The sequence below is a fragment of the Salipaludibacillus aurantiacus genome (genome assembly GCF_900111295.1).
Lineage (GTDB): Bacteria > Bacillota > Bacilli > Bacillales > Salisediminibacteriaceae > Salipaludibacillus > Salipaludibacillus aurantiacus.
The window spans coordinates 135,974-155,448 of record NZ_FOGT01000001.1; the positions used below are offsets into that span (position 1 = coordinate 135,974).

The 19,475-nt window shown below is 41.0% G+C and carries 20 protein-coding genes; 5 read left to right on the forward strand and 15 right to left on the reverse strand.

The window, feature by feature from the left end; genetic code table 11:
- The first annotated feature begins 95 nt into the window (after nt 1-95).
- Nucleotides 96-1,280, forward strand: a complete 1,185-nt coding sequence (locus BMW59_RS00640; protein ID WP_342739396.1) for a YeeE/YedE family protein — start codon at nt 96-98, stop codon at nt 1,278-1,280.
- Between the two features lie 82 nt (nt 1,281-1,362).
- Here the strand turns inward: BMW59_RS00640 and BMW59_RS00645 are convergent, their stop codons facing one another.
- Both BMW59_RS00645 and BMW59_RS00650 read right to left on the reverse strand, forming a co-directional pair.
- Nucleotides 1,363-1,557, reverse strand: coding sequence for a hypothetical protein (locus BMW59_RS00645; RefSeq protein ID WP_093047080.1), 195 nt, complete (start codon nt 1,555-1,557; stop codon nt 1,363-1,365).
- A 53-nt stretch (nt 1,558-1,610) separates the two neighbouring features.
- On the reverse strand, nt 1,611-2,183 hold the full coding sequence (locus BMW59_RS00650) for a cysteine hydrolase family protein (protein ID WP_093047081.1): 573 nt from the start codon (nt 2,181-2,183) through the stop codon (nt 1,611-1,613).
- A gap of 169 nt (nt 2,184-2,352) precedes the next feature.
- On the opposite strand from BMW59_RS00650, the gene cbpA reads away from it, so the two are divergent.
- Nucleotides 2,353-2,976 (forward strand): cyclic di-AMP binding protein CbpA, encoded by a 624-nt coding sequence (cbpA, locus tag BMW59_RS00655; protein WP_093047082.1) that lies wholly within the window; start codon nt 2,353-2,355, stop codon nt 2,974-2,976.
- A gap of 152 nt (nt 2,977-3,128) precedes the next feature.
- Here cbpA and BMW59_RS00660 read toward each other — a convergent pair whose 3' ends face one another.
- The 3 genes from BMW59_RS00660 to BMW59_RS00670 all read right to left on the reverse strand — a co-directional run bounded on the left by BMW59_RS00660 (nt 3,129) and on the right by BMW59_RS00670 (nt 4,716).
- Entirely contained in the window at nt 3,129-3,575 is a 447-nt protein-coding gene (locus tag BMW59_RS00660; RefSeq protein WP_177174135.1) for a TcaA NTF2-like domain-containing protein, read from the reverse strand.
- Nucleotides 3,576-3,807: 232 nt separating this feature from the next.
- Complete coding sequence (locus BMW59_RS00665; protein WP_093047084.1) at nt 3,808-4,167, reverse strand: YppE family protein; 360 nt, start codon at nt 4,165-4,167, stop codon at nt 3,808-3,810.
- Between the two features lie 36 nt (nt 4,168-4,203).
- Nucleotides 4,204-4,716: a MerR family transcriptional regulator gene (locus tag BMW59_RS00670; protein WP_177174136.1), complete on the reverse strand. Its 513-nt coding sequence runs from the start codon at nt 4,714-4,716 to the stop codon at nt 4,204-4,206.
- 171 nt (nt 4,717-4,887) lie between these two features.
- Here BMW59_RS00670 and BMW59_RS22140 point away from each other — a divergent pair, with 171 nt between their 5' ends.
- A complete protein-coding gene (locus BMW59_RS22140; RefSeq protein ID WP_255717048.1) occupies nt 4,888-5,016 on the forward strand; it encodes a hypothetical protein in 129 nt (42 codons plus the stop codon).
- Between the two features lie 102 nt (nt 5,017-5,118).
- On the opposite strand, the gene BMW59_RS00675 is transcribed toward BMW59_RS22140, so the two are convergent.
- Entirely contained in the window at nt 5,119-6,087 is a 969-nt protein-coding gene (locus BMW59_RS00675) for a DUF2515 family protein (protein WP_093047086.1), read from the reverse strand.
- Nucleotides 6,088-6,258: 171 nt separating this feature from the next.
- Between BMW59_RS00675 and recU the strand changes: the two genes are divergently transcribed.
- Entirely contained in the window at nt 6,259-6,870 is a 612-nt protein-coding gene (gene recU, locus BMW59_RS00680) for a Holliday junction resolvase RecU (RefSeq protein ID WP_093047087.1), read from the forward strand.
- 35 nt (nt 6,871-6,905) lie between these two features.
- A complete protein-coding gene (locus tag BMW59_RS00685; protein WP_093047088.1) occupies nt 6,906-9,677 on the forward strand; it encodes a penicillin-binding protein 1A in 2,772 nt (923 codons plus the stop codon).
- A gap of 44 nt (nt 9,678-9,721) precedes the next feature.
- On the opposite strand, the gene BMW59_RS00690 is transcribed toward BMW59_RS00685, so the two are convergent.
- From BMW59_RS00690 to dinG, 9 genes are all read right to left on the reverse strand, one after another.
- Nucleotides 9,722-10,246 (reverse strand): YpoC family protein, encoded by a 525-nt coding sequence (locus tag BMW59_RS00690; RefSeq protein ID WP_093047089.1) that lies wholly within the window; start codon nt 10,244-10,246, stop codon nt 9,722-9,724.
- The gene (gene nth, locus BMW59_RS00695; RefSeq protein WP_093047090.1) at nt 10,243-10,905 is read right to left on the reverse strand and encodes an endonuclease III; all 663 of its coding nucleotides are present in this window, start codon (nt 10,903-10,905) and stop codon (nt 10,243-10,245) included. Before nth ends, BMW59_RS00690 begins: the two co-directional genes overlap by 4 nt.
- Before the next feature lie 3 nt (nt 10,906-10,908).
- A complete protein-coding gene (locus BMW59_RS00700; RefSeq protein WP_245732888.1) occupies nt 10,909-11,625 on the reverse strand; it encodes a DnaD domain-containing protein in 717 nt (238 codons plus the stop codon).
- A 135-nt stretch (nt 11,626-11,760) separates the two neighbouring features.
- On the reverse strand, nt 11,761-13,050 hold the full coding sequence (asnS, locus tag BMW59_RS00705; protein ID WP_093047092.1) for an asparagine--tRNA ligase: 1,290 nt from the start codon (nt 13,048-13,050) through the stop codon (nt 11,761-11,763).
- Nucleotides 13,051-13,189: 139 nt separating this feature from the next.
- On the reverse strand, nt 13,190-14,371 hold the full coding sequence (locus tag BMW59_RS00710; RefSeq protein WP_093047093.1) for a pyridoxal phosphate-dependent aminotransferase: 1,182 nt from the start codon (nt 14,369-14,371) through the stop codon (nt 13,190-13,192).
- Nucleotides 14,372-14,412: 41 nt separating this feature from the next.
- A complete protein-coding gene (locus BMW59_RS00715) occupies nt 14,413-14,904 on the reverse strand; it encodes a cell wall elongation regulator TseB-like domain-containing protein (RefSeq protein WP_093047094.1) in 492 nt (163 codons plus the stop codon).
- Between the two features lie 10 nt (nt 14,905-14,914).
- Nucleotides 14,915-15,088 (reverse strand): YpmA family protein, encoded by a 174-nt coding sequence (locus BMW59_RS00720; protein WP_093047095.1) that lies wholly within the window; start codon nt 15,086-15,088, stop codon nt 14,915-14,917.
- Nucleotides 15,089-15,178: 90 nt separating this feature from the next.
- Nucleotides 15,179-16,483, reverse strand: coding sequence for an amidohydrolase (locus BMW59_RS00725; protein WP_093047096.1), 1,305 nt, complete (start codon nt 16,481-16,483; stop codon nt 15,179-15,181).
- Between the two features lie 12 nt (nt 16,484-16,495).
- Nucleotides 16,496-19,315 (reverse strand): ATP-dependent DNA helicase DinG, encoded by a 2,820-nt coding sequence (gene dinG, locus BMW59_RS00730; protein ID WP_177174137.1) that lies wholly within the window; start codon nt 19,313-19,315, stop codon nt 16,496-16,498.
- Nucleotides 19,316-19,475 lie beyond the last annotated feature (160 nt).

Below are 19,475 nucleotides of genomic sequence, written 5' to 3' on the forward strand. Positions count from 1 at the left end.
TAATCCCGATAAAATCTATATGTTTTGGAGTGATAGTAATGAATAATCTCGCTTATAAATCCGGCAGGGAAACGTCAGCACCCCCTCTGCCACCGATGCAAACATCTTTTTTTGCAGCAGGTACTATCCTTTTTATTATATTGGCCGTTATCAGCTATTTAATTGCAGGAGCACCAATGGCCGTACTGTCTGTATTTGGGCTTGTACTTGGGTTTACTTTATTTCATGCCCGCTTCGGCTTCACTTCCGCTTTCAGGAGATTTGTTGCTGTAGGCAACGGTGAAGCATTACGGGCGCATATGGTTATGCTTGCGGTAGCAATTACCCTTTTTGCCCCTATTCTGTATTTTGGTGTTGGACTATTCGGGGCCGAACCATCAGGGTATGTCTCCCCGGTCGGTACAAGTGTAATAGTCGGGTCTTTTCTGTTTGGTATCGGTATGCAGCTTGGCAACGGCTGTGCTTCCGGCACTCTCTATTCTATAGGCGGCGGACGCTCCTCAATGATACTCGTTTTAATCAGCTTTATCGCAGGATCGGTTATTGGCGCATGGCATTTTGAATTCTGGACAGAAACTATGCCTAATTTCGAAGGGATTTCCCTGGCAACTGATACAGGACTTGGCTTTTTCGGCGCCTGGGTGTTGCAAATGGTTATTTTTGGCGGAGTGATCTTACTTACTTTTTATGTTGCTAAAAAAAGAAAATCCCCAGTGATGAGTTCTCTGCCATCTTCAAGAGGCATAAAACGAATTGTAAGAGGGTCTTGGCCCCTTATTGCCGCAGCTGTTATTTTAGCCGTATTTAATGCTTTAACACTAATGGTGCGCGGAGAACCTTGGGGTATTACTGGCGCTTTCGCTTTATGGGGCTCAAAGATCGCCCAATTTATCGGTATTGATGTCCTTTCTTGGGGATACTGGTCGGGCGGCCGTGAAATCCAGCTTGAACAGTCTGTCTTCCAGGACACAACGAGTGTAATGAACTTTGCAGTTATGATAGGAGCCTTTATGGCAGCGACAGCCGGAGGGGTATTCAGCTTCAAAAAGAAAATCCCATTAAAGATTGCTCTGGCGTCTATTATTGGAGGACTCTTGATGGGTTACGGAGCCCGGCTTGCCTTCGGGTGCAATATTGGAGCTTATTTCGGAGGTATCGCTTCTTTCAGTGTACACGGCTGGCTATGGATGGTTTTCGGCATGCTTGGTACATTTGCGGCGTTATTTATCAGGCCGTTATTCGGGCTGCAAAACCCTAAAAAAGATGATAAATTCTGTTAAATCATAAAGAAAGGGAGCCGTCCTCAAAAGCATGCTTTTGGGGCCGCTCCCTTTTCTCTATTCATAGACCTGAATAGCTCTACTACTCGTTTTTATTAAGCTGAGTCTGGGACCATTCATACATATGTCTGGCAAACTCGTCAACATCCACATCCAGAGGATAACCGACTTTGAACTCATTTTGTTCATTCTCATCTAAGCGCATATATGAATTTTTTAATTCCTGGCTCAAGTGCGCCACTTCTTCAAGCTTTCTTCTAATCATTTGTAATTGCATTATACATCCCTCCTATACTAACAGATACCCAGTATAAAAAGGTTCCACACAGGTTATTTTACTTCCACTCCTTTTTCCACGACTTTAGCACCTAAAGTTTTGGAAAAATGCTCCAGAGCCCAATCATGTCCCATCGGATTAAAACTTTCTACAGCATCCTTATGGACCACAATTTTAAAACCTTTATTATAAGCGTCGACAGCAGTATGAAGAATACATATATCTGTACAAACGCCCGTCAAATGAACTTCACTGATTCCCCGCTCCCGAAGCTTTAATTCCAGCTCTGTGCCTGCAAAAGCACTGTACCTCGTTTTATCCATCCATAAATAATGGTCTTTTTCATGAGAGGGAAGTTCTTCAATAAAATGTCCGAGTTGGCCATATAATTTCCTCCCTTTTGTCCCTTTAATATTATGGGGCGGAAAAAGGTCAGCTTCAGGATGGTAAGGATCTTCTTCTTCGTGTGCATCGACGGCGAAAACAATATAATCTTCTGTATTCATAAACAATTTAGTTAAGTCGGTAATTCTTTTCTCGATTGATTGTCCTCTTGCGCCACATGTGAGCTTACCGTCATCTGCCACAAAATCGTTTGTGTAATCAATTACAATGAGCGCTTTCATTTAATTCCTCCTTAGGATGCATAGTCAGGAAACTTAATTCTTATTGTACCATGTTCCAGGAAAGGGATTTTGTCACTTTTGTAACCGAGATATTTTCCCAAAAAATTTTCGACTAATATTAATCCAGACTGCTATAATTAAATTAGACTGCAAAAGAAAGGGGAGCTATATGAAGATCAAATATAACATTATTCCTAAAGAAAAAGTTGTTTTCTGCAAGGCGTCTTATACAATTAGAGAGGCAGTGGAAGAACTTGAGCAGAGTGGATACCGGTGTATTCCTGTGTTGGATGGCACTTCTTTTAAAGGAAATATTTATGTTCAGGATATCTACCGGGCAATCGTAAAAGAAGCTGTTTCCTGGGATGATTCTGTCATGACCCTTATTGATGATCAGGAAGTTTACATACAAGAGCAGGCATCTTTCTTCAGAATATTTTCCAGCATTAAACAATACCCGTATTTAGCTGTTTTAAATGAAAGCCATCATTTTACAGGTATACTTACCCATGCGAACGTTATGGAAATTCTGGAAGACTCCTGGGGAATCAAAACCGGAAGCTACACATTAACCATTTCAACTCACGAATATCAAGGTGCATTAAGCACTATTGTTTCGAGCCTTAAGAAGTATACAAATATACAGAGTTTGATGTCCCTTGATAAAGAGAGTACTTTCTTCCGCCGGGTGATCGTTACCCTTCCTAAGGAAACAGATGAAACAACTCTAAAAGAAATGATCAGCCATTTGGAAGCTGAAGGTTTCAGAGTTTTTGACGTAGAAAAAATCTAAAATGAAGCGGGAAAAAAGAATAGTAATCAAAAAAAAGCCGAACAAAATTTTCGAATTTTGTTCGGCTGTTATTTTTAAGAACAGGAGTGATTTCAGTCCACAGACGGACGCTTGCCCAGGTGCTTGTCTTCAGCTAAATTCAACTGTTATTACTATTCTTCTTCCTCGGCGCGTTCTATAGCTATAATACGGTAACCGCCTCTGCCCTCAGCAATATAGTACGTCCTCGTTCTTTTTTCAGTTTCTGTTATACCCAGCTGGTCTACTTTCACCTCTTCGTTCCATGTTAATCGGTACTCATCATACTCATTCGCTTCAATAAGAAGATCAGAAACATTTAATAATGTCTCCTTTTTCCTTTCTCCAGTCAGCTGCTGATGATGTCTTCTTTCCATATGATAAACATGGCTGTTGCCAACAAAAAAAGGTTCCACAACAGAATAGGACTGCTGTTCCAGACTCTCTTCCCATGCTTCTTTATAATCGTCCATAAATTGAATGAGTTCTGAGGCTGTGCTCTCATTCTCCAGCTCTTCCCAATTTTCGGGTTCGTCACACCCGGTAACAGAAAGCAGTATAACTATTCCCCAAAAAAACATAACTTTCCTTAACACTTTTTTCCACACCCTCTATTTTTATATCACCAATAGAGTATAACATAAAGGGTCTTTCAAAGTCTGTTGGTGATACCCCGAATAGAAAAACTCCTTTTGAAAGAATCCTTGAATTTTATAAAAGTTAAAATACACACAAAAAAAGCAGAATCTGTTTCAAAACCGCTTGTTAATGAGCGGATTTTCCAAATCCTGCTTATTTCAGCTGCCTGTATTTCTACGGCTGCAAAATGAGCGAGAGGGTGTATTCAATCGATTTGTATCGTTCAGTCAGTTTTTTTCTTTTCGTATCTTTTTGGAAACAAGTAACTGAAAGTATTTCAAAATTTTCCGCCATCTGGTCAATTTGTTCAGGGTGAAGATAAGGTGGCTTTTTCCATTTAATCCACTCTAAAGCCAGTGGCTTCCATTCATCCAGCTCTTCTTTTACCTGATCAGCAAAAGGTTTTACTGTCTCAATGAAATCAGCTGCTTTTTCTCCTTCTGAATAGAGCTTGAAATAGCCGTACGCCTCGTTGTTTAACTCCTTCAGTTTATTCGTTTGTAAATGTAATTTCTTCTGTTCGTCTTCTGTCATTATACGTCACCTCATGGAGATTGTAGCAAAAATAACTTAAAAACTAAATATACCTGCCAGACGGCGTTTTTTCTGGGGCCCATTTTGTGCCGTGAGATCCGCATTCTCTTTTTGCTGCAAACTCTCTTCCAGGGTTTTTAATCGGGAAGATAAATGACTGATTAATTCATTCAGTTCATTAATTTCCTTGCGTTGATTGAGAACCTGATATTCCACTACTTCGTCAGCTTTATTGTTAAGCTGCCTGTCCAGGTGTTCAACCTGCCGAATTAACATGTCTATTTTTTCATCCATAGCACTTGCCGGTACCATCTTGCCGCGTCCAGTCTCCCTGTCTCCTTCCATCACTATTTCCTTCAGCTTTTTCCCCTGCTTTGTTTCAGAATGAATAAACTTTATTTTATCGTAAGTATCGTCTGTCATTTCAAAATGTCCTTTAGCATTGATCTTCGTAGTCAGGTGAAAGTATTTAATCCAGCGTTGAACTGTTGACGGGTTTACATTAATAGCCTTTGCAACTTCTCTCGTTTTCCACATTTTTTCAGGCATCATAATCTCCCCTTTTCATTATTTACTCTGATTTTCTCCAAATCTCCGTCAAACCCTTCACGCCTGACAAAACTAGTTTATATTCGGCAAAGAAAGAAAAAAAACCAATAAAACAGCCATGAATCTTTTTATAGCATGAGAGCAGAATAATTATACGAGGGAGGTGAAAGCATGAAAAAGCAACGAAATGAAAGTAAGGAGCAGCTTAGGAAAGATTACCGCACGGATAGTAAATTTCCAAAAGACGCACAGGGACATATAGATAAAAAGAACGTTGGTCCAGATCGTCCTTCCACTTAATTAAGCCAATAAACTAATTAAAACGGTAACGGGGCTTTTCCTGTATTACCGTTTTTTTATACGCAGCTTCAATGCAGGAGCTGAACAAGCCACTAATGCATTTTATCCCTCTTCTTTCAAATCACTAATTAAAAAAGCAGCTTTTCCCGCAATTTCAAGTTGTGATTGTTTAGTTAAATACCATTTTGTCAGGCAGTATGACCGGGGAGGCTTTATTCGTTTAAATAATTGCCGGTCTGGATTATACCTCGGATCATTTGACCAGTCAGTTCTATGTTCATCATTATGGTGAATTTCCGGGAATTTGAACCTGAGTGGAAGGTGCCCGGCATTTTTATGGATATTAGGAATATCAATCGCCCGGTTTCCGAAGTAAGCATAATTAACAAAGTAGGAATAGATGCTATGTTTCTCTGGTGACTTTAACAGGATCCACGCCAGTTCTTTCCCCAACTTAATTCTTTTTCTTACATCCGGGAAGTGTGTGACAGATGCACCGTAAAGGTTACCAGTGTTGGAAGGAAACAATACGGTACTGAAGTGCAGCCGTTCCTGCCATTTAAAAACAGCTTTTTTAAAAAGGGTTTCTTTAAAGAAGGGTGCATTAATAACTGGTTTATCAATGACATGCTGCTCATTTACAATTAGAGCCTCCATCAGCCTCTGAGTATTTTGACTGCTCCAGAAATACTCCCATTCCTTAATCATCCATCCGGCAACTTTAAATTCCGACAGTTTATTAAATAAAGGCCTGCCTGTCTTTTTTGAGAACTCGTAAATCAGTAATTGAGGATAAGCATCAGAAAATATCATCCAGTTAGCTCTTTCAAAAGTTATAAAAAACCTTCTTCTCCATTCCTTGGATAACAGCCGGCTCAGCGGCTCTCCTGTTAAATCACTCATTGACCATCCCGCATTCCTCGAAACCATACTTGCTAAATAAGCCCACTTCATTTCAGGATTGCGGAGGAAATATTCCTTATATGCCTCTGTTCGTGAAATATTATCTTTATTTAAACGCCCAGTCTGCTGCTTTATCCAGCTAATTGCAATTTCAGCCGGTTCCTTCATACAACCACCCTTTTCCTCTATGCATGATCACTCCCTTATTCTCTCTCGCCTTCTCGCTTCTTACTCAGCTGAAAATAGCCATAAAGTCTATTCTCTTAATAATTAAATATGGTAAGATATAGTGATGATTTCTTTTCCTTTGAAAAATGACGGTAGAAAAGGAAGTTGATGATGACTATTCGATATCCGAACGGAAAAAAATTTGAAAATAAGCGAATCCTTTCAAGGAAAAAAAACGTCTATAAAAAAGATGAACGATACAGTAATCGGGGCATGACCCTGGAGGAGGATATTAACGAATCTAACCAGTATTACCGCTCGCATAAACGGGCCGTCATTCATAAGAAACCTACCCCCCTGCAGATTGTAAAAGTAAACTACCCGAAACGGAGTGCAGCTGTAGTGACTGAAGCTTACTTTAAGAAACCTTCTACAACTGATTACAACGGGGTTTACAGAGGTTATTATATAGATTTTGAAGCTAAAGAAACAAAAAATAAACAAAGTTTCCCATTAAAAAATTTCCATTCCCATCAGATACAGCATATGAAAGAAGTGCTGAACCATGGAGGTTTAACGTTTGCCCTATTAAGGTTTTCCTTATATGAGGAAGTTTACTTACTGGAAGCTGAGGAACTCATTCGTTTTTATGAAGAACAGGACACAAAACGGAAATCTATTTCGAAAAAAGATATAGAAAAATACGGCTATCATATTCCTTTAGGATTTCACCCAAGGATAGATTACTTAAAAACTATTGATAAAATACTGGAAAACAGGTAAAGCAATTATCTGTACAGTTTGAAAGGAAGATGAACATGTCTGAAAACAATCTTTCCAGACAAGAGAGAAAACAGAACAATAAAAAGCGGAAAAAACCGTCAGGCGGGGAGCCTTCAAACCGAAGCGGCAAGTTTAAAAAAATAATGACTGCACTGGCTGTCATTCTTCTTACGATGATGATTGCAGGAGGTATTTCAGTTGTTGCTATTATAAGCAGTGCTCCTGATCTCGATCAGGATAAACTTATTCTTGCTTTAAACCCCGAAATTATGGATAAAGATGATGAACTAATTACAACGCTCCATGCGGCAGAAAATCGGCGGATGGCTAATATTAATGATGTACCCGATGTGCTGAAGGATGCCGTGCTTTCGGTTGAAGATGCGCGTTTTTATGATCATTTCGGTATCGATATGCGCCGGATCGGCGGCGCCATACGCGCTAATATCACCGGTGGTTTTGGAAGTGAAGGAGCCAGTACAATAACCCAGCAGGTCGTAAAAAACCTCTTTTTCGAATTTGATAAAACCATTACAAGAAAACTGCAGGAACAGTATTTAGCTGTGCGTCTTGAGCAGCAGTTTACGAAAGATCAAATTCTTGAAATGTATCTTAATGCTATCTATTTCTCAGATTCTCGCTATGGTGTAGTTGAAGCAGCAAACTACTATTTCAGTAAAGACCTGGATGAGCTTACGATAGAAGATGCTGCATTACTGGCAGGTATTCCACAGCGGCCAAACGCTCACAATCCTTTTAATAATCCAGAGGGCGCTGAAAAAAGACGCAATACAGTTATTAACCGTATGCTGCATAACGACAAAATTACGGAAGAACAAGCAGAAGAAGCTATGAGCATTCCAGTAGAAGATCAGCTTCAGCGTAGCGAACGGGAAAATCACCAATATCAGGCTTATATCGACCAGGTATTAGACGAAGTTGAAAGTATTGACGGTGTGGAAGCAAGCGATATTTATACCGGAGGATTAAAAATATACACTAACCTGGATCAGGACCTCCAGTCCCATGTCGAGCACGTCATGCAGTCAGGGGATGTTATCGATTATCCTGACGATCTCTTCCAGGCGGGCATTACCTTAATGGAAACAAAAACAGGCGAAGTAAGGGCTATTGGAGGCATGCGTGAGCCTGCACAAGGTGTGAGGCAGTGGAACTGGGCAACTAATCCGAGAAGGCAAGCCGGATCTTCGATTAAGCCTATTCTTGACTACGGGCCGGCTATCGATGAACTTAAATGGTCGACTTACCAACAAATTGTGGATGAAGAATATACGTATTCCGATGGAACTCCTGTCAGAAACTTCAGCCGTTCCTTTGAAGGCTCTGTTTCTATGCGGGAAGCACTGAAAAAATCCTTGAACGTCCCTGCGGTTAAAGCCCTTCACGAGGTTGGTTTAGATAAAGCGCAGGCGTTCGGACAAAGTCTCGGCATACCATTGGATGAGATGCATGAAGCCTATGCTTTAGGAGCGAACGGTGTGTCTTCCTATCAAATGACCGGAGCTTACGGAGCTTTTGGAAATGGCGGAGAATATAACCGTCCGCACACTGTCAGAAAAGTTGAATTCCCTGACGGAACAGTCATCGAGCTTTCTCCTGAGCCGGAGCAAGCAATGAATGACTACACAGCATTTATGATTTCAGACATGCTGAAAGACGTGGTTCAATCCGGAACAGGGACAGCTGCTCAAATTTCCGGGCTTCCGGTGGCAGGTAAAACGGGGTCCAGTAACTTTACACCTGATGACAGAGAGAAATATAATATACCGGATTCAGCGATCAGGGATGCGTGGTTCGCCGGCTATACCACTGAATTGACTGCTGCTGTTTGGACAGGATATCCAAACGCCGAAGACGGGCAAATTATTATGAATAATAACGAACATCAAATCTCGCGGCATATTTTCAGGGAAGTCATGAGTTATGCCCATGAAAACCGTGAAACTTCCGACTTTTCACAGCCTGATTCTGTTGTAAGAGTAGCAATTGAGAAATCAACCGGCAAGCTGCCGAGTGACTATACGCCGGAAAGCGAGATTATTCACGAATATTTTGTAAAGGGAACGGAACCTTCGACCGTGTCTGAAGAGTTTGAAGAAGCGGAATCTATCCGTGGCTTGAAAGCTTCTTACGACGAAGAACAGCATGCCATCTCAATTGAATGGGATTATCCGGGCAATTTAAGAGATGAATTCAGTTTCAGGCTGGAGATTAAAGACAGCCAAAGCTCAGATTATACTTTGGTAGATATAACTAAAGACATGCAATATATATTAGAGAACCCTGAATACGGGGAAACTTATTCCATTCGTGTTACTGCCCTCTCTGACGAAGATGAGAATTTAACAAGCGATCCTTCAACAGTGGAAGTAAGAATTCCGGAAGAAGGTGACGGTGAGGACGACGACGAATTAAATGAAGAAAACGACATGAACGAAGATAATGAACAAAAAGAAGAAAATGAAGAAAACGAGGAAAACGAGGAAAACGAACTAAATGAGGAAAATGAGCAAAACGAGAATAATGAGCCTGACACTAACAATGATGTAAATGAGGATAACAGTAACACAGGAAATAACAACCCAGGTGATAATGACACAAATGGAAGCAATAATGGAAACAACACTGACACTAACAATGGAGAGGCCAATCAGAATGAACCGGAAGAGGAACCAGAAAATGAACCTGAAAATGAACCTGGCAATACCGATAATAACGAAGAACCACAGATCGAAGTAAGCGAAGAACCACCAAATAATGAAGATAATACCAGCAACAACGGTTAATTAACCATAAAAGGGTATCATCCTGTACATCGGATGATACCCTTTTATAATAAGTACAACGCCCACTTTTTAGCTGATTCTGCATAAAGCTGATCAAGTGCTGTAAACGCATGGTGATGGCCAGCTGACTCTAAAATAAAGTTTAAACGCTCTTCCAGGTTGACTGGCGCATATGGCATGTGGTTAATAGATGAAGCAATACGGTGCAAGTCTTCTACCGGCTTTTCGTCCACCCAGTGATTACATTGGATATAAAGCGCCGCATATTGAATCATTAATGATTTGGCATTAAACCTGTCCCGGTTTTTCAGAAAGGCCTTTATTATAGGCTTTCCATTATCCTTCCACCTTGTTTGAGCCAAAGCCAAAGAGTTGGATGGCTCTTCCCAGGGCCTGCTAATTAGCTCTTCCTTATCTTTCTTAATAAAGCGCTCGATGTCATCGTAAAATAATAACTCAGGTTTGTAATTCTCTGAAAGAAATCCCATGTCCCCGTCTGTTTCTATAAATGATGTGGGGTCATAAAATGGTTTAATACAGAATGGTTTTGGAACAGCAACTGAGCTCATTTTACTTCAATCCCTTTTTTCTTTAAACGTTTTTTTCCTTCGCGGCACAAATGAAGCAGAGGACATTCCATACATTGGGGTGACTGTGACTTACAATGGTACCGGCCGAAAAAAATGAGTCTGTGGTGCGTTTCGGACCATAACTCTTTAGGAATTTTCCGCATTAACGTTTTTTCCACTTCAAGCACTGAATCTTTCCATCTGCAAATACCGAGCCGTTTACTTACTCTTTCTACATGTGTATCTACAGCTATAGCCGGTTCATCAAAAGCAACTGATGCAACGACATTCGCGGTTTTCCTTCCTACTCCCGCTAAAGTCACCAGCTCATCTCTTTCACTTGGTACTTTCCCATCATACTTTTCTATAAGAGAATAAGAGAGCTTCTTAATATTTTTAGCTTTACTTCGAAATAAACCTATAGACCTTATATCCTGTTCCAGCTCTTCCAATGGCACTTCCATAAAGTCTTCCGGAGACTTATATTTTTTGAATAACCCCGGTGTGACTTTATTTACAAGCGCGTCTGTGGCCTGAGCGGAAAGAACGACGGCTACCAGCAATTCAAAAGGATTCGAATGGGTTAATTCACACTCAGCTTCGGGAAACATCTCCCCTATCGTATCAAGGACGTAGTCAATTTGTTTTTTAGTAAGCATGTTTTACTCTCCATCTCCTTCCAGCCAATTATAACCCGGATGTCTTTTCTTCGGTTTTTCTTCAGTCTGCTTTGAATAATTTTTTGAAGAATGATGGCTCCGTACCTTCTCCCCATGGGCTTTCGCCTGTTCAACTGTTTTAACTCCGTTCTTCTTCCAATCAAACAGGATCCTGTCAATGTATCGAAAGTTTAATCGCGAAGAAACAACTGATTCTCTCAATGCCGCTTCAATCATATACGGCTGGTGCCTGTCTTCGTCAAGCCACATAGAGACCATTTCCATCTCCATTGGCGATAAAGGCCTGGCAAATTCCTGCTCAAACCTTTGAAACAGACGCCCTTCTTCAGCTTTCTTCTCTTCGTCCTGCCCTTTCAATTCTTCTTCATTCAAAAGAAGGTGCAGTTTTTCAAATAAGGGATCAATTGAAATTGATTCAGAAATTTTTCCTTCCCTGCTTTTAACTTCTTCGATTTCAATAAAACGATTTGTTAAAAGCTGTTTTAACTGCCGGGTGCACTCCTGTTCATCGATTGTCATTCGGTTCACCAAGTCTTGAGGAGTGGGAAAATCATTACCTTCCTGGTGAAACTGGCGAATGTGTATAAGTAATAAAAATTGCAAATCCGATAATCCAAGAGCCTTATAATGTTTAAAAAGAAGTCCAGGCATAGTAAACGGCTTTTCCAGGAGCAGCTGTAAGCTTAAATCTTTTTCCAAGTTGATTCACCTCTTTTCCTTAAATTTCTTCAAAAAGAAGATGGTGCTCCAAAAGGCCGGTTAAGCTCTTTTTGAAACACCATTCCCGCTTCTGTAAACTACTATTGCTTTTTAGTAAATATGGCTGGTTCTCCCTTATGGGTAAAGGCGGTTTAACAGGCGTGGAAATGGAATGGTTTCACGTACATGTTCTGTCCCGCTTATCCATCCGACTGTACGCTCAAGCCCTAAGCCAAAACCTGAATGAGGGACAGATCCGTATTTTCTTAAGTCTAAGTACCACTGATAAGCTTCCTGTGACAGATTGTGCTCGTCATAACGCTGTTTAAGCAATTCTTCATCATCAATTCTCTGACTGCCGCCTATAATCTCCCCATATCCTTCCGGTGCAATCAGGTCAGCGCATAAAACGACATCATCCCGCTCAGGGTGCGGTTTCATATAAAAAGCTTTAATGTCTTTCGGATAATTAGTAATAAATACCGGCTTATCATATTTTTCAGCTATAGCCGTTTCATGAGGAGCGCCAAAGTCTTCTCCCCATTCTATTTCATAACCTTCTTCTTTTAAGAATTCAATTGCTTCATCATAAGAAATTCTAGGGAAAGGAGCTTTGACATTTTCCAGTTTGGACGTATCCCTTTCCAGTGCTTGTAACTCCAGCGGGCATTTTTCAAGCACTGACTGGACTATAAAGCTTACGTAAGCTTCCTGCAATTGCAGACTTTCCTCATGATCCATGAAAGCCATCTCAGGTTCTATCATCCAGAATTCAATAAGATGCCGTCTTGTTTTTGACTTTTCAGCACGGAATGTCGGTCCGAATGAGAAAACTTTCCCTAATGCCATGGCTGCTGCTTCCATGTAGAGCTGTCCGCTCTGGGAGAGAAATGCATCCTCATCAAAATATTTTGTATGGAATAAGTTAGTGGTTCCTTCTGCTGAGCTTCCTGTAAGAATTGGAGGATCCACTTTAACAAATCCGTTATCATTAAAAAATTCATAAGTTGCTCTAATAATTTCGTTACGGATTTTCATAATGGCATGCTGCCGTTTTGACCGGAGCCACAAATGACGGTGATCCATTAAGAATTCCGTCCCGTGTTCTTTTGGTGTAATCGGGTAATCATTCGCTTCGTGAATGACCTCAAATCCCTGCACGGTCAGCTCATAACCGGATGGGGCGCGGTCATCCTCTCTTACGACGCCTGTTATGTACAACGAACTTTCCTGCGTTAATTCTTTAGCTTTTTGGAAGGTTTCTTCTCCGGCTTCTGCTTTAACTAATACGCCTTGAATAAAACCTGTCCCATCTCTCAATTGTAAAAAAGCGATCTTACCGCTTGAACGTTTGTTAGCCAGCCAGGCACCAATTGTTACTGTTTCTCCAACATGTTTCCCAACTTCCGAAATAGTCGTTTTCACATTATTCCCTCCAGCAATCTGCATGTTATCTTTTAATAAGTGACATATCGCTTTTTATTATACCTTTCGTATAAAAAAGAAGTCAATCACACGGGAAGCACCTGTTTCCACAAATTGAAACAGGTGCCTCTCATTTAGTTTAAGAATGCTTCTCTACAAAACGCTTGATCCGCTCGAGTGCCCCTTCGATCTGATCAAGGCTGGTAGCATATGACAGTCTGATATTATCCGGTGCACCAAATCCGCTGCCAGGAACCACAGCCACTTTTTCTTCTTCAAGAAGAGCTTTAACCCAGTCATCTGTTGTATCATATGAACTCTTCTCAACAGCTTCTTTGACATTCGGAAAAAGGTAAAAGGCTCCCTGAGGTTTCACGCACGAAAAACCTGGAATCTCATTCAGTTGAGGATAGACTTTATTTAATCTGTCTTCAAACGCGGTGCGCATATGTTCAACAGAGCCGTCCTCCTCTGTATATGCCGCAATTGCGCCGTATTGAGACATGACAGCCGGATTAGAAGTCGTATGGCTTGCCACATTAGACATCTTTTTAATGATTTCCTTATTACCGGCTGTATAACCGATTCTCCAGCCCGTCATGGAATGTGATTTGGAAACGCCGTTCACTATAAGAGTCTGCTCTTTCAGTTCCGGAGACAGCTGGGCAATCGACACATGTTTTTTTCCGCCATAAATGAGCTTTTCATAAATTTCATCAGATACGATGACGATGTTATGCTTCAGGCAAAAGTCTCCTATTTCTTTTAATTCTGATTCTTCATACATGACGCCTGTTGGGTTACTAGGAGAATTGACGATTAACGCTTTTGTTTTATCAGTCACTGCCTCTTCCAGTTGCGCTAACGTCACTTTGAAATCGTGTTCTTCCTTCCCTTCCACGAAAACCGGATTTCCCCCGGCAATTTTCACCTGTTCAGGGTAGCTCACCCAGTAAGGCGTTGGAATAATAACTTCTTCTCCTTCCTGTAAAATCGTCTGAAAAAGAAGTGAAAGAGAATGTTTTGCTCCACTTGTTACAATAATTTCTTCATTAGTATAATCAATGCCCTGGTCAGCTTTAAATTTATCAGCTACTGCTTTTTTTAAGTCAGGCAAACCGGCAGCCGGCGTATATTTTGTATGGCCCTCCAGCATCGATTTGTAGCTCGCTTCAATAATGTACTGAGGTGTATTAAAATCAGGTTCTCCGGCACCTAAACCGATCACATCGTGGCCTTCAGCTTTTAACTGTTTAGCTTTTGCTGTTATTGCAAGGGTTGAAGATGGTGTAATGGATGTCACGCGAGAAGAAAATTTCATGATTTAATCGCTCCTTGTATATTAATTGGATTTGAAACAGCTTACGATAAAAATTGGTAATGGCGGATATACGTGCCATCTTCAAAAGTAAGATAATAAAATGAATGACGGTCTACTTGATCCATATAACTCACTTCATATACAGGTGTAGAGCCTGTCATCCCAAGCCGAACCGATTTTATTGATTGGATCTCCAGTTCGGATACGGCAATTTCCATAACTTCCTCTTTGGTAAGCCCTTCAGAATGCAGTCTTACCTCAATATTAACTTCATCCCTGTCTTCATCCTCTTCTACCCATATGTAAATATCTTCCCCATCTTCATTTACCGCATCAATAACCTGATAGGAACGACGGCCGTGATAATACTGAATATCACGCACTTCAGAAAGTGAGACATGTTCAGAGGCCAGCTGAACAGCCGCTTCTTCACGTTCCCTGAGCGGTTCTGCTGTAACGTAATAAATATAAGAAGAGAAGGCAATAAACCCTATAATAAAGACAGCTGAAATGGAAATAATCCAAGCTTTCATCTTTCATCACTCACGTTTCATAAATGGTAAAAACCATTTTCTCTCTTTCCTGGTCATCCAGGGCTAATCCGAACATCAGGTCCCTGTCTTTTAGAGTACGGTTCAGATTATCTACTATTTTATAAAGGTCTTCACACTCATTAACTTTTACAGTACTTAACTTTTTAACCCCTTTTTCTCCCATTGTCCCACTCCACCTCCAACATGGACAGTTCTGCAGCTAAAACGGAGAATATGCAACCTATTTTATCACATTTAAAAATGAATGTTAGTATTATAAGAATTTTTTTGCCAGCTGATTGGCTTCAAAAACTATCTTTTCTTCATCAAACAGTAATAATTGACGATCAGAATAAACTGCCTTCCCATCAATAAATGTATCAGTCACGTCGCTGCCTCTTGCTGCATACACAAGGTGGGAAAGGATCCTGTCTTTGTTCCAGGGAGTAAGGTGGGCCTGGCCGGGTTCCACTAAAATAAAATCTGCTTTAAAGTCTCTCTCTATTTTCCCCAAATTCTCTAAACTTAAAGCCTCAGCCCCTTTAAGTGTAGCCATTTCAAGAGTATCCTTCGCACTGGTAACCTCCGGATTTTCCCGTGTCCCTTTATGAATTAATGCAGATAACCGGGCCTCTTCAAACATATCAAGATTATTGTTGCTGGCAGTGGAATCGGTACCTAGACTCACCGTGATCCCCTTTTCCAGAAAATCAGGGACAGGAGCTACCCCTGAGCCCAGTTTTAAATTACTCGCAGGGTTATGGGAAATGGCTGCTCCCCTGTTTTTTAAAATTTCAATTTCTTCTTCGTTAACATGAACAGCATGGGCAGCTAAAACAGGACCGTTAAATACACCAAGTTCATCCAGATGACTAACCGGCCTCTTACCGTAAGTTTTAATATGCTCTTCCACTTCGCCTCTTGTTTCTGATACATGGGTATGAATCATCATCCGGTATTTTTCAGCAGTTTCAGCCACACGTTTTAAGAAAGTAGGCGGGCACGTATAAGGAGCATGCGGTGCAAGCACGATAGATAATCTTCCGTCTCCGGCCCCATTAAATGTCTCAAATAAGGAAACAGATTCAGCTAATTTATCCTCTTGTTCATGCGCAGGGCATAAGCCGATCATCCCCCGTCCGAGTACAGCTCTTAAACCTTTGTCTATAACCAGCTTTGCTGTCTCCTTCATATGCAGATGGTACATATCCAAAAACGTCGTCGTCCCTGACTTAATCATTTCAATCATGGCCACCTGGGCTGCCTGCAATACTGTTTCCCTGTCAAACCGGGATTCGTTGGGCCACATTACCTGCTTTAACCACGTCATTAAAGGCATGTCATCGCCCGCTCCACGTAATAAAGCACTCCCTAAATGTCCGTGCGTATTAATAAAACCGGGAAGGAGCCATTTTCTTTTACCGTCAATGACCTTGTCAGCCTGTTCAATTTCTATATCAGTGGGACTTCCCTCACCAGTTTTCTCAAATGTATTATTTTTAATAGTGACATACCCTTCAAAAATGTCGTTATTTCGGTTAAGTGTGACAATGGTTACGGAATGAATAATGGTAATCACTAACCTCACTCCTTACTTATCAATTAAAGGCTGGTTAAACCAATCGGCAATTCTCTCCTCCATCTCACTCATTGGCTCTTCAATCATAGGAATATCCGGAAGAGAACGGGTAAACGATTTGCCGTACCGGGTAGTCGTTAGTCTTCTGTCCAGAACAACGACTATTCCACGGTCCGTTGAGCTTCGAATTAATCTTCCAAAACCTTGTTTAAAACGGATCACAGCCTGCGGCAGAGCCAGTTTCATGAAAGGAGAGTGGCCTTCTTCCTTCAGGGTATCCGACCGCTTTTTAAATACCGGGTCATTCGGAGGGCTGAACGGCAGACGGGCCATAACAATGGCACTTAGGTCACTCCCAGGTATATCTACTCCTTCCCAGAAGCTGCTTGTTCCGAACAGAATGGCCTGGTCAAATTGCTGAAAATTTTTGGTGAGTTTTGATCTGCTTTTTGTTTGAATTCCCTGTGCGATGAGCATAAAAGACTCATCCAGCATTTTTTTTAATTGGAAATACGTTTTCCGAAGCATATCATAGGAAGTAAACAGTACAAGCATTTTCCCCTTGGTGACATGAGCTATACGGTATATTTGCAGAGCCGCTGCTTCAATATAAGCTTCCTCGCCTGCTTCCTGAATTAAAGGCATATCTTCCGGAACCATAAAAGACACTTGTTTATCCCAGGAAAAAGGAGAGTCCACTTGTTTTGTCTCTACTTGAAAGTCTTCCAGACCAAGCCTGTGAATCATATATTTGAACTGATTATTGACCGTTAACGTAGCAGACGTCAAAATAACTCTGTCTTTTTTAGCAAAGAAATTGTCTGCCAGTTTATCAGCTATCTGAATAGGTGAACCATGTACAGCTATGGACTGCTTAGGGCCCTTCGTTTCAAGCTCAAGCCAGTAAACCGAAGAGTCTTCATGATTTAGAATGAGTTCATGAAAAGAGAGGTACTGTTCTTCAATTTTAAATAACAAAGCTGCCATCCATTCAGCTTCCCGCTGGTGATGATCTGAAGTTTCTTTGTCTTCGAGCAGTAAATCCGTCTCCCTGATGATATAATTAAGCTTTTTAAGAAGAGCTTTAAATAAATTGTCGCACCTTCCAGCTGTCTCCCGTACTGTGTCCCAGAACTTGTCTGCTGAATTTATAATTTTCGATAGTCTGCCGGTTTCATTTTTGCCAGCCATTCCTTTACCGGCATACTGATTTAACAACAAAAATAAATCGTTCCATTCCTGTTTAAACTGACCGGATAATTCAAAGAATTCCTTGCTGTTTTCCTTTAATCCGGACCCCATCAGCCGCCAGATGTTTTCCGGCACCCATCCCTCTTTCTCTCTTACTAAATCATTAAGAAGCTGAGTCATTGTCAAATAATCCAGTTTCCCTCCAAACTGACGTGTCGCTGAATCTTCCAAATGATGCGCTTCATCAACGATCAGAGTTGAATAGGAAGGAAGTATCTGATGTTCTGCCGCCATATCAGTAAAAAGAAGCGAATGATTGGTTATAATGAGATCTGCTTTCTTAGACTGCTTTCTTGCTCTTTGGTAAAAACAGCGGCTGAACCATGGACACTGAGGCGTGGAACAAGATCTCGGGTCACTTGCAACTTCTTCCCAGAAGCGGGAATTTCCCGATGCCAGACTAAGCTCTTCAACATCCCCGGTATCTGTTTCCGTTAACCAGACTAGTATTTGAGCTTTCGATAATGTTCTGTCATATGAATCTATAGGATCATTAATTAAAATGTTTTCAAATTTCTGCAGACATAAATAATGGGATCGGCCTTTAAGCAGAGCAGCTTTGATCTTAAAAGGCAGAAGTTGCTGCAAAGCAGGAAGCTCTTTTGAAACAATCTGATCCTGTAACTGGACAGTTTCTGTACTGATCACTACCGGACCACTTTCTGTACGTGAATAAAGAGCCGCAGGTATTAAATAACCGAGTGTTTTTCCTGTTCCTGTGCCAGCTTCAATTAATCCTATACTGTCATTCTTGAAAACCTCATCAATAAACCTGATCATGTCCATCTGCCCTTCCCTGCGTTCATATGAAGGGATCTTTTCTTTCATAAAATTTACATTTTCCAGTGTCGAGTGAAGAAAATCAGTCACTGATTCAGGGACGGCACCAGCAGTTACTTCTCCTGAATAACCAGCCGGTTCCTTAACTGCAAGACCTCTAAAAGCGTCTATCTCTGGAAAGTCCTCAGGGGAAGATTTACTGAGCTCAATCCATTCCCGCAATATAGACCCTGTATCACTCTTTAAGCGTCCTTGCAGCTTTTCTAATTGCTGCAGCGTGAGAAGCGGAAGAGCCGACAGCCTTTGAAAGATTTCTATTAATAGTAAAGCTGTAGCTTCTGCATCGCTGTCTGCCCGGTGTGGTTCAAAATGATCCATCTCAAAACTTTCAGTCAGCTGAGACAGTTTAAAACTGTCCTGAGTAGGAAACACAATCCTTGAAAGCTCAACTGTATCAATAACTGGTCCTTCAAAAGGCACGTAACCTGCATTAACCAATTCATCATTTATAAATTTCAAATCAAATTCGACATTGTGTGCAACAAAATAAGCTCCTTCTAATTCTTCAAGCAGGCCAGGGGCAATTTCAGAAAACACAGGCGCTTCTGACACATGCTTCTCGTGTATATTAGTCAGAGACTTAATAAATGGAGGTATAGAGCGCTCCGGATTTATGTAAGTGGAATAGCGGTGAATAATTTGCTCATTTTCCACTACTGAATAAGCGAGTTGAATAATCCTGTCCCCCCGCGAAAAAGACACCCCGGTCGTTTCCACATCAAGGACAACAAAACGGTTCATAACATTACCTTCCTTCTTCATCAAAAAATAAAGCATCTCACTTATTGTAGCATGTGAAGGTGGAGGATTCACCTAAATATAAATGATAAATCTGTCCATCTCCATAAATAAACAGAGCCAGTGACAAAACTCAGATAAAAAAAGGAATGGCCCTCACTTA

Bases quoted from the DNA above. Each gene is read 5' to 3' on its own strand.
- BMW59_RS00685 (WP_093047088.1), top strand. From the start codon at position 6,906: ATGTCTGAAAACAATCTTTCCAGACAAGAGAGAAAACAGAACAATAAA.
- BMW59_RS00645 (WP_093047080.1), bottom strand. From the start codon at position 1,557: ATGCAATTACAAATGATTAGAAGAAAGCTTGAAGAAGTGGCGCACTTG.
- BMW59_RS00650 (WP_093047081.1), bottom strand. From the start codon at position 2,183: ATGAAAGCGCTCATTGTAATTGATTACACAAACGATTTTGTGGCAGAT.
- BMW59_RS00675 (WP_093047086.1), bottom strand. From the start codon at position 6,087: ATGAAGGAACCGGCTGAAATTGCAATTAGCTGGATAAAGCAGCAGACT.
- BMW59_RS00715 (WP_093047094.1), bottom strand. From the start codon at position 14,904: ATGAAAGCTTGGATTATTTCCATTTCAGCTGTCTTTATTATAGGGTTT.
- BMW59_RS00665 (WP_093047084.1), bottom strand. From the start codon at position 4,167: ATGACAGAAGACGAACAGAAGAAATTACATTTACAAACGAATAAACTG.
- dinG (WP_177174137.1), bottom strand. From the start codon at position 19,315: ATGAACCGTTTTGTTGTCCTTGATGTGGAAACGACCGGGGTGTCTTTT.
- BMW59_RS22140 (WP_255717048.1), top strand. From the start codon at position 4,888: ATGAAAAAGCAACGAAATGAAAGTAAGGAGCAGCTTAGGAAAGATTAC.
- BMW59_RS00690 (WP_093047089.1), bottom strand. From the start codon at position 10,246: ATGAGCTCAGTTGCTGTTCCAAAACCATTCTGTATTAAACCATTTTAT.
- BMW59_RS00720 (WP_093047095.1), bottom strand. From the start codon at position 15,088: ATGGGAGAAAAAGGGGTTAAAAAGTTAAGTACTGTAAAAGTTAATGAG.
- BMW59_RS00640 (WP_342739396.1), top strand. From the start codon at position 96: ATGCAAACATCTTTTTTTGCAGCAGGTACTATCCTTTTTATTATATTG.
- cbpA (WP_093047082.1), top strand. From the start codon at position 2,353: ATGAAGATCAAATATAACATTATTCCTAAAGAAAAAGTTGTTTTCTGC.
- nth (WP_093047090.1), bottom strand. From the start codon at position 10,905: ATGCTTACTAAAAAACAAATTGACTACGTCCTTGATACGATAGGGGAG.
- BMW59_RS00670 (WP_177174136.1), bottom strand. From the start codon at position 4,716: ATGCCTGAAAAAATGTGGAAAACGAGAGAAGTTGCAAAGGCTATTAAT.
- recU (WP_093047087.1), top strand. From the start codon at position 6,259: ATGACTATTCGATATCCGAACGGAAAAAAATTTGAAAATAAGCGAATC.
- BMW59_RS00660 (WP_177174135.1), bottom strand. From the start codon at position 3,575: ATGTTTTTTTGGGGAATAGTTATACTGCTTTCTGTTACCGGGTGTGAC.
- BMW59_RS00710 (WP_093047093.1), bottom strand. From the start codon at position 14,371: ATGAAATTTTCTTCTCGCGTGACATCCATTACACCATCTTCAACCCTT.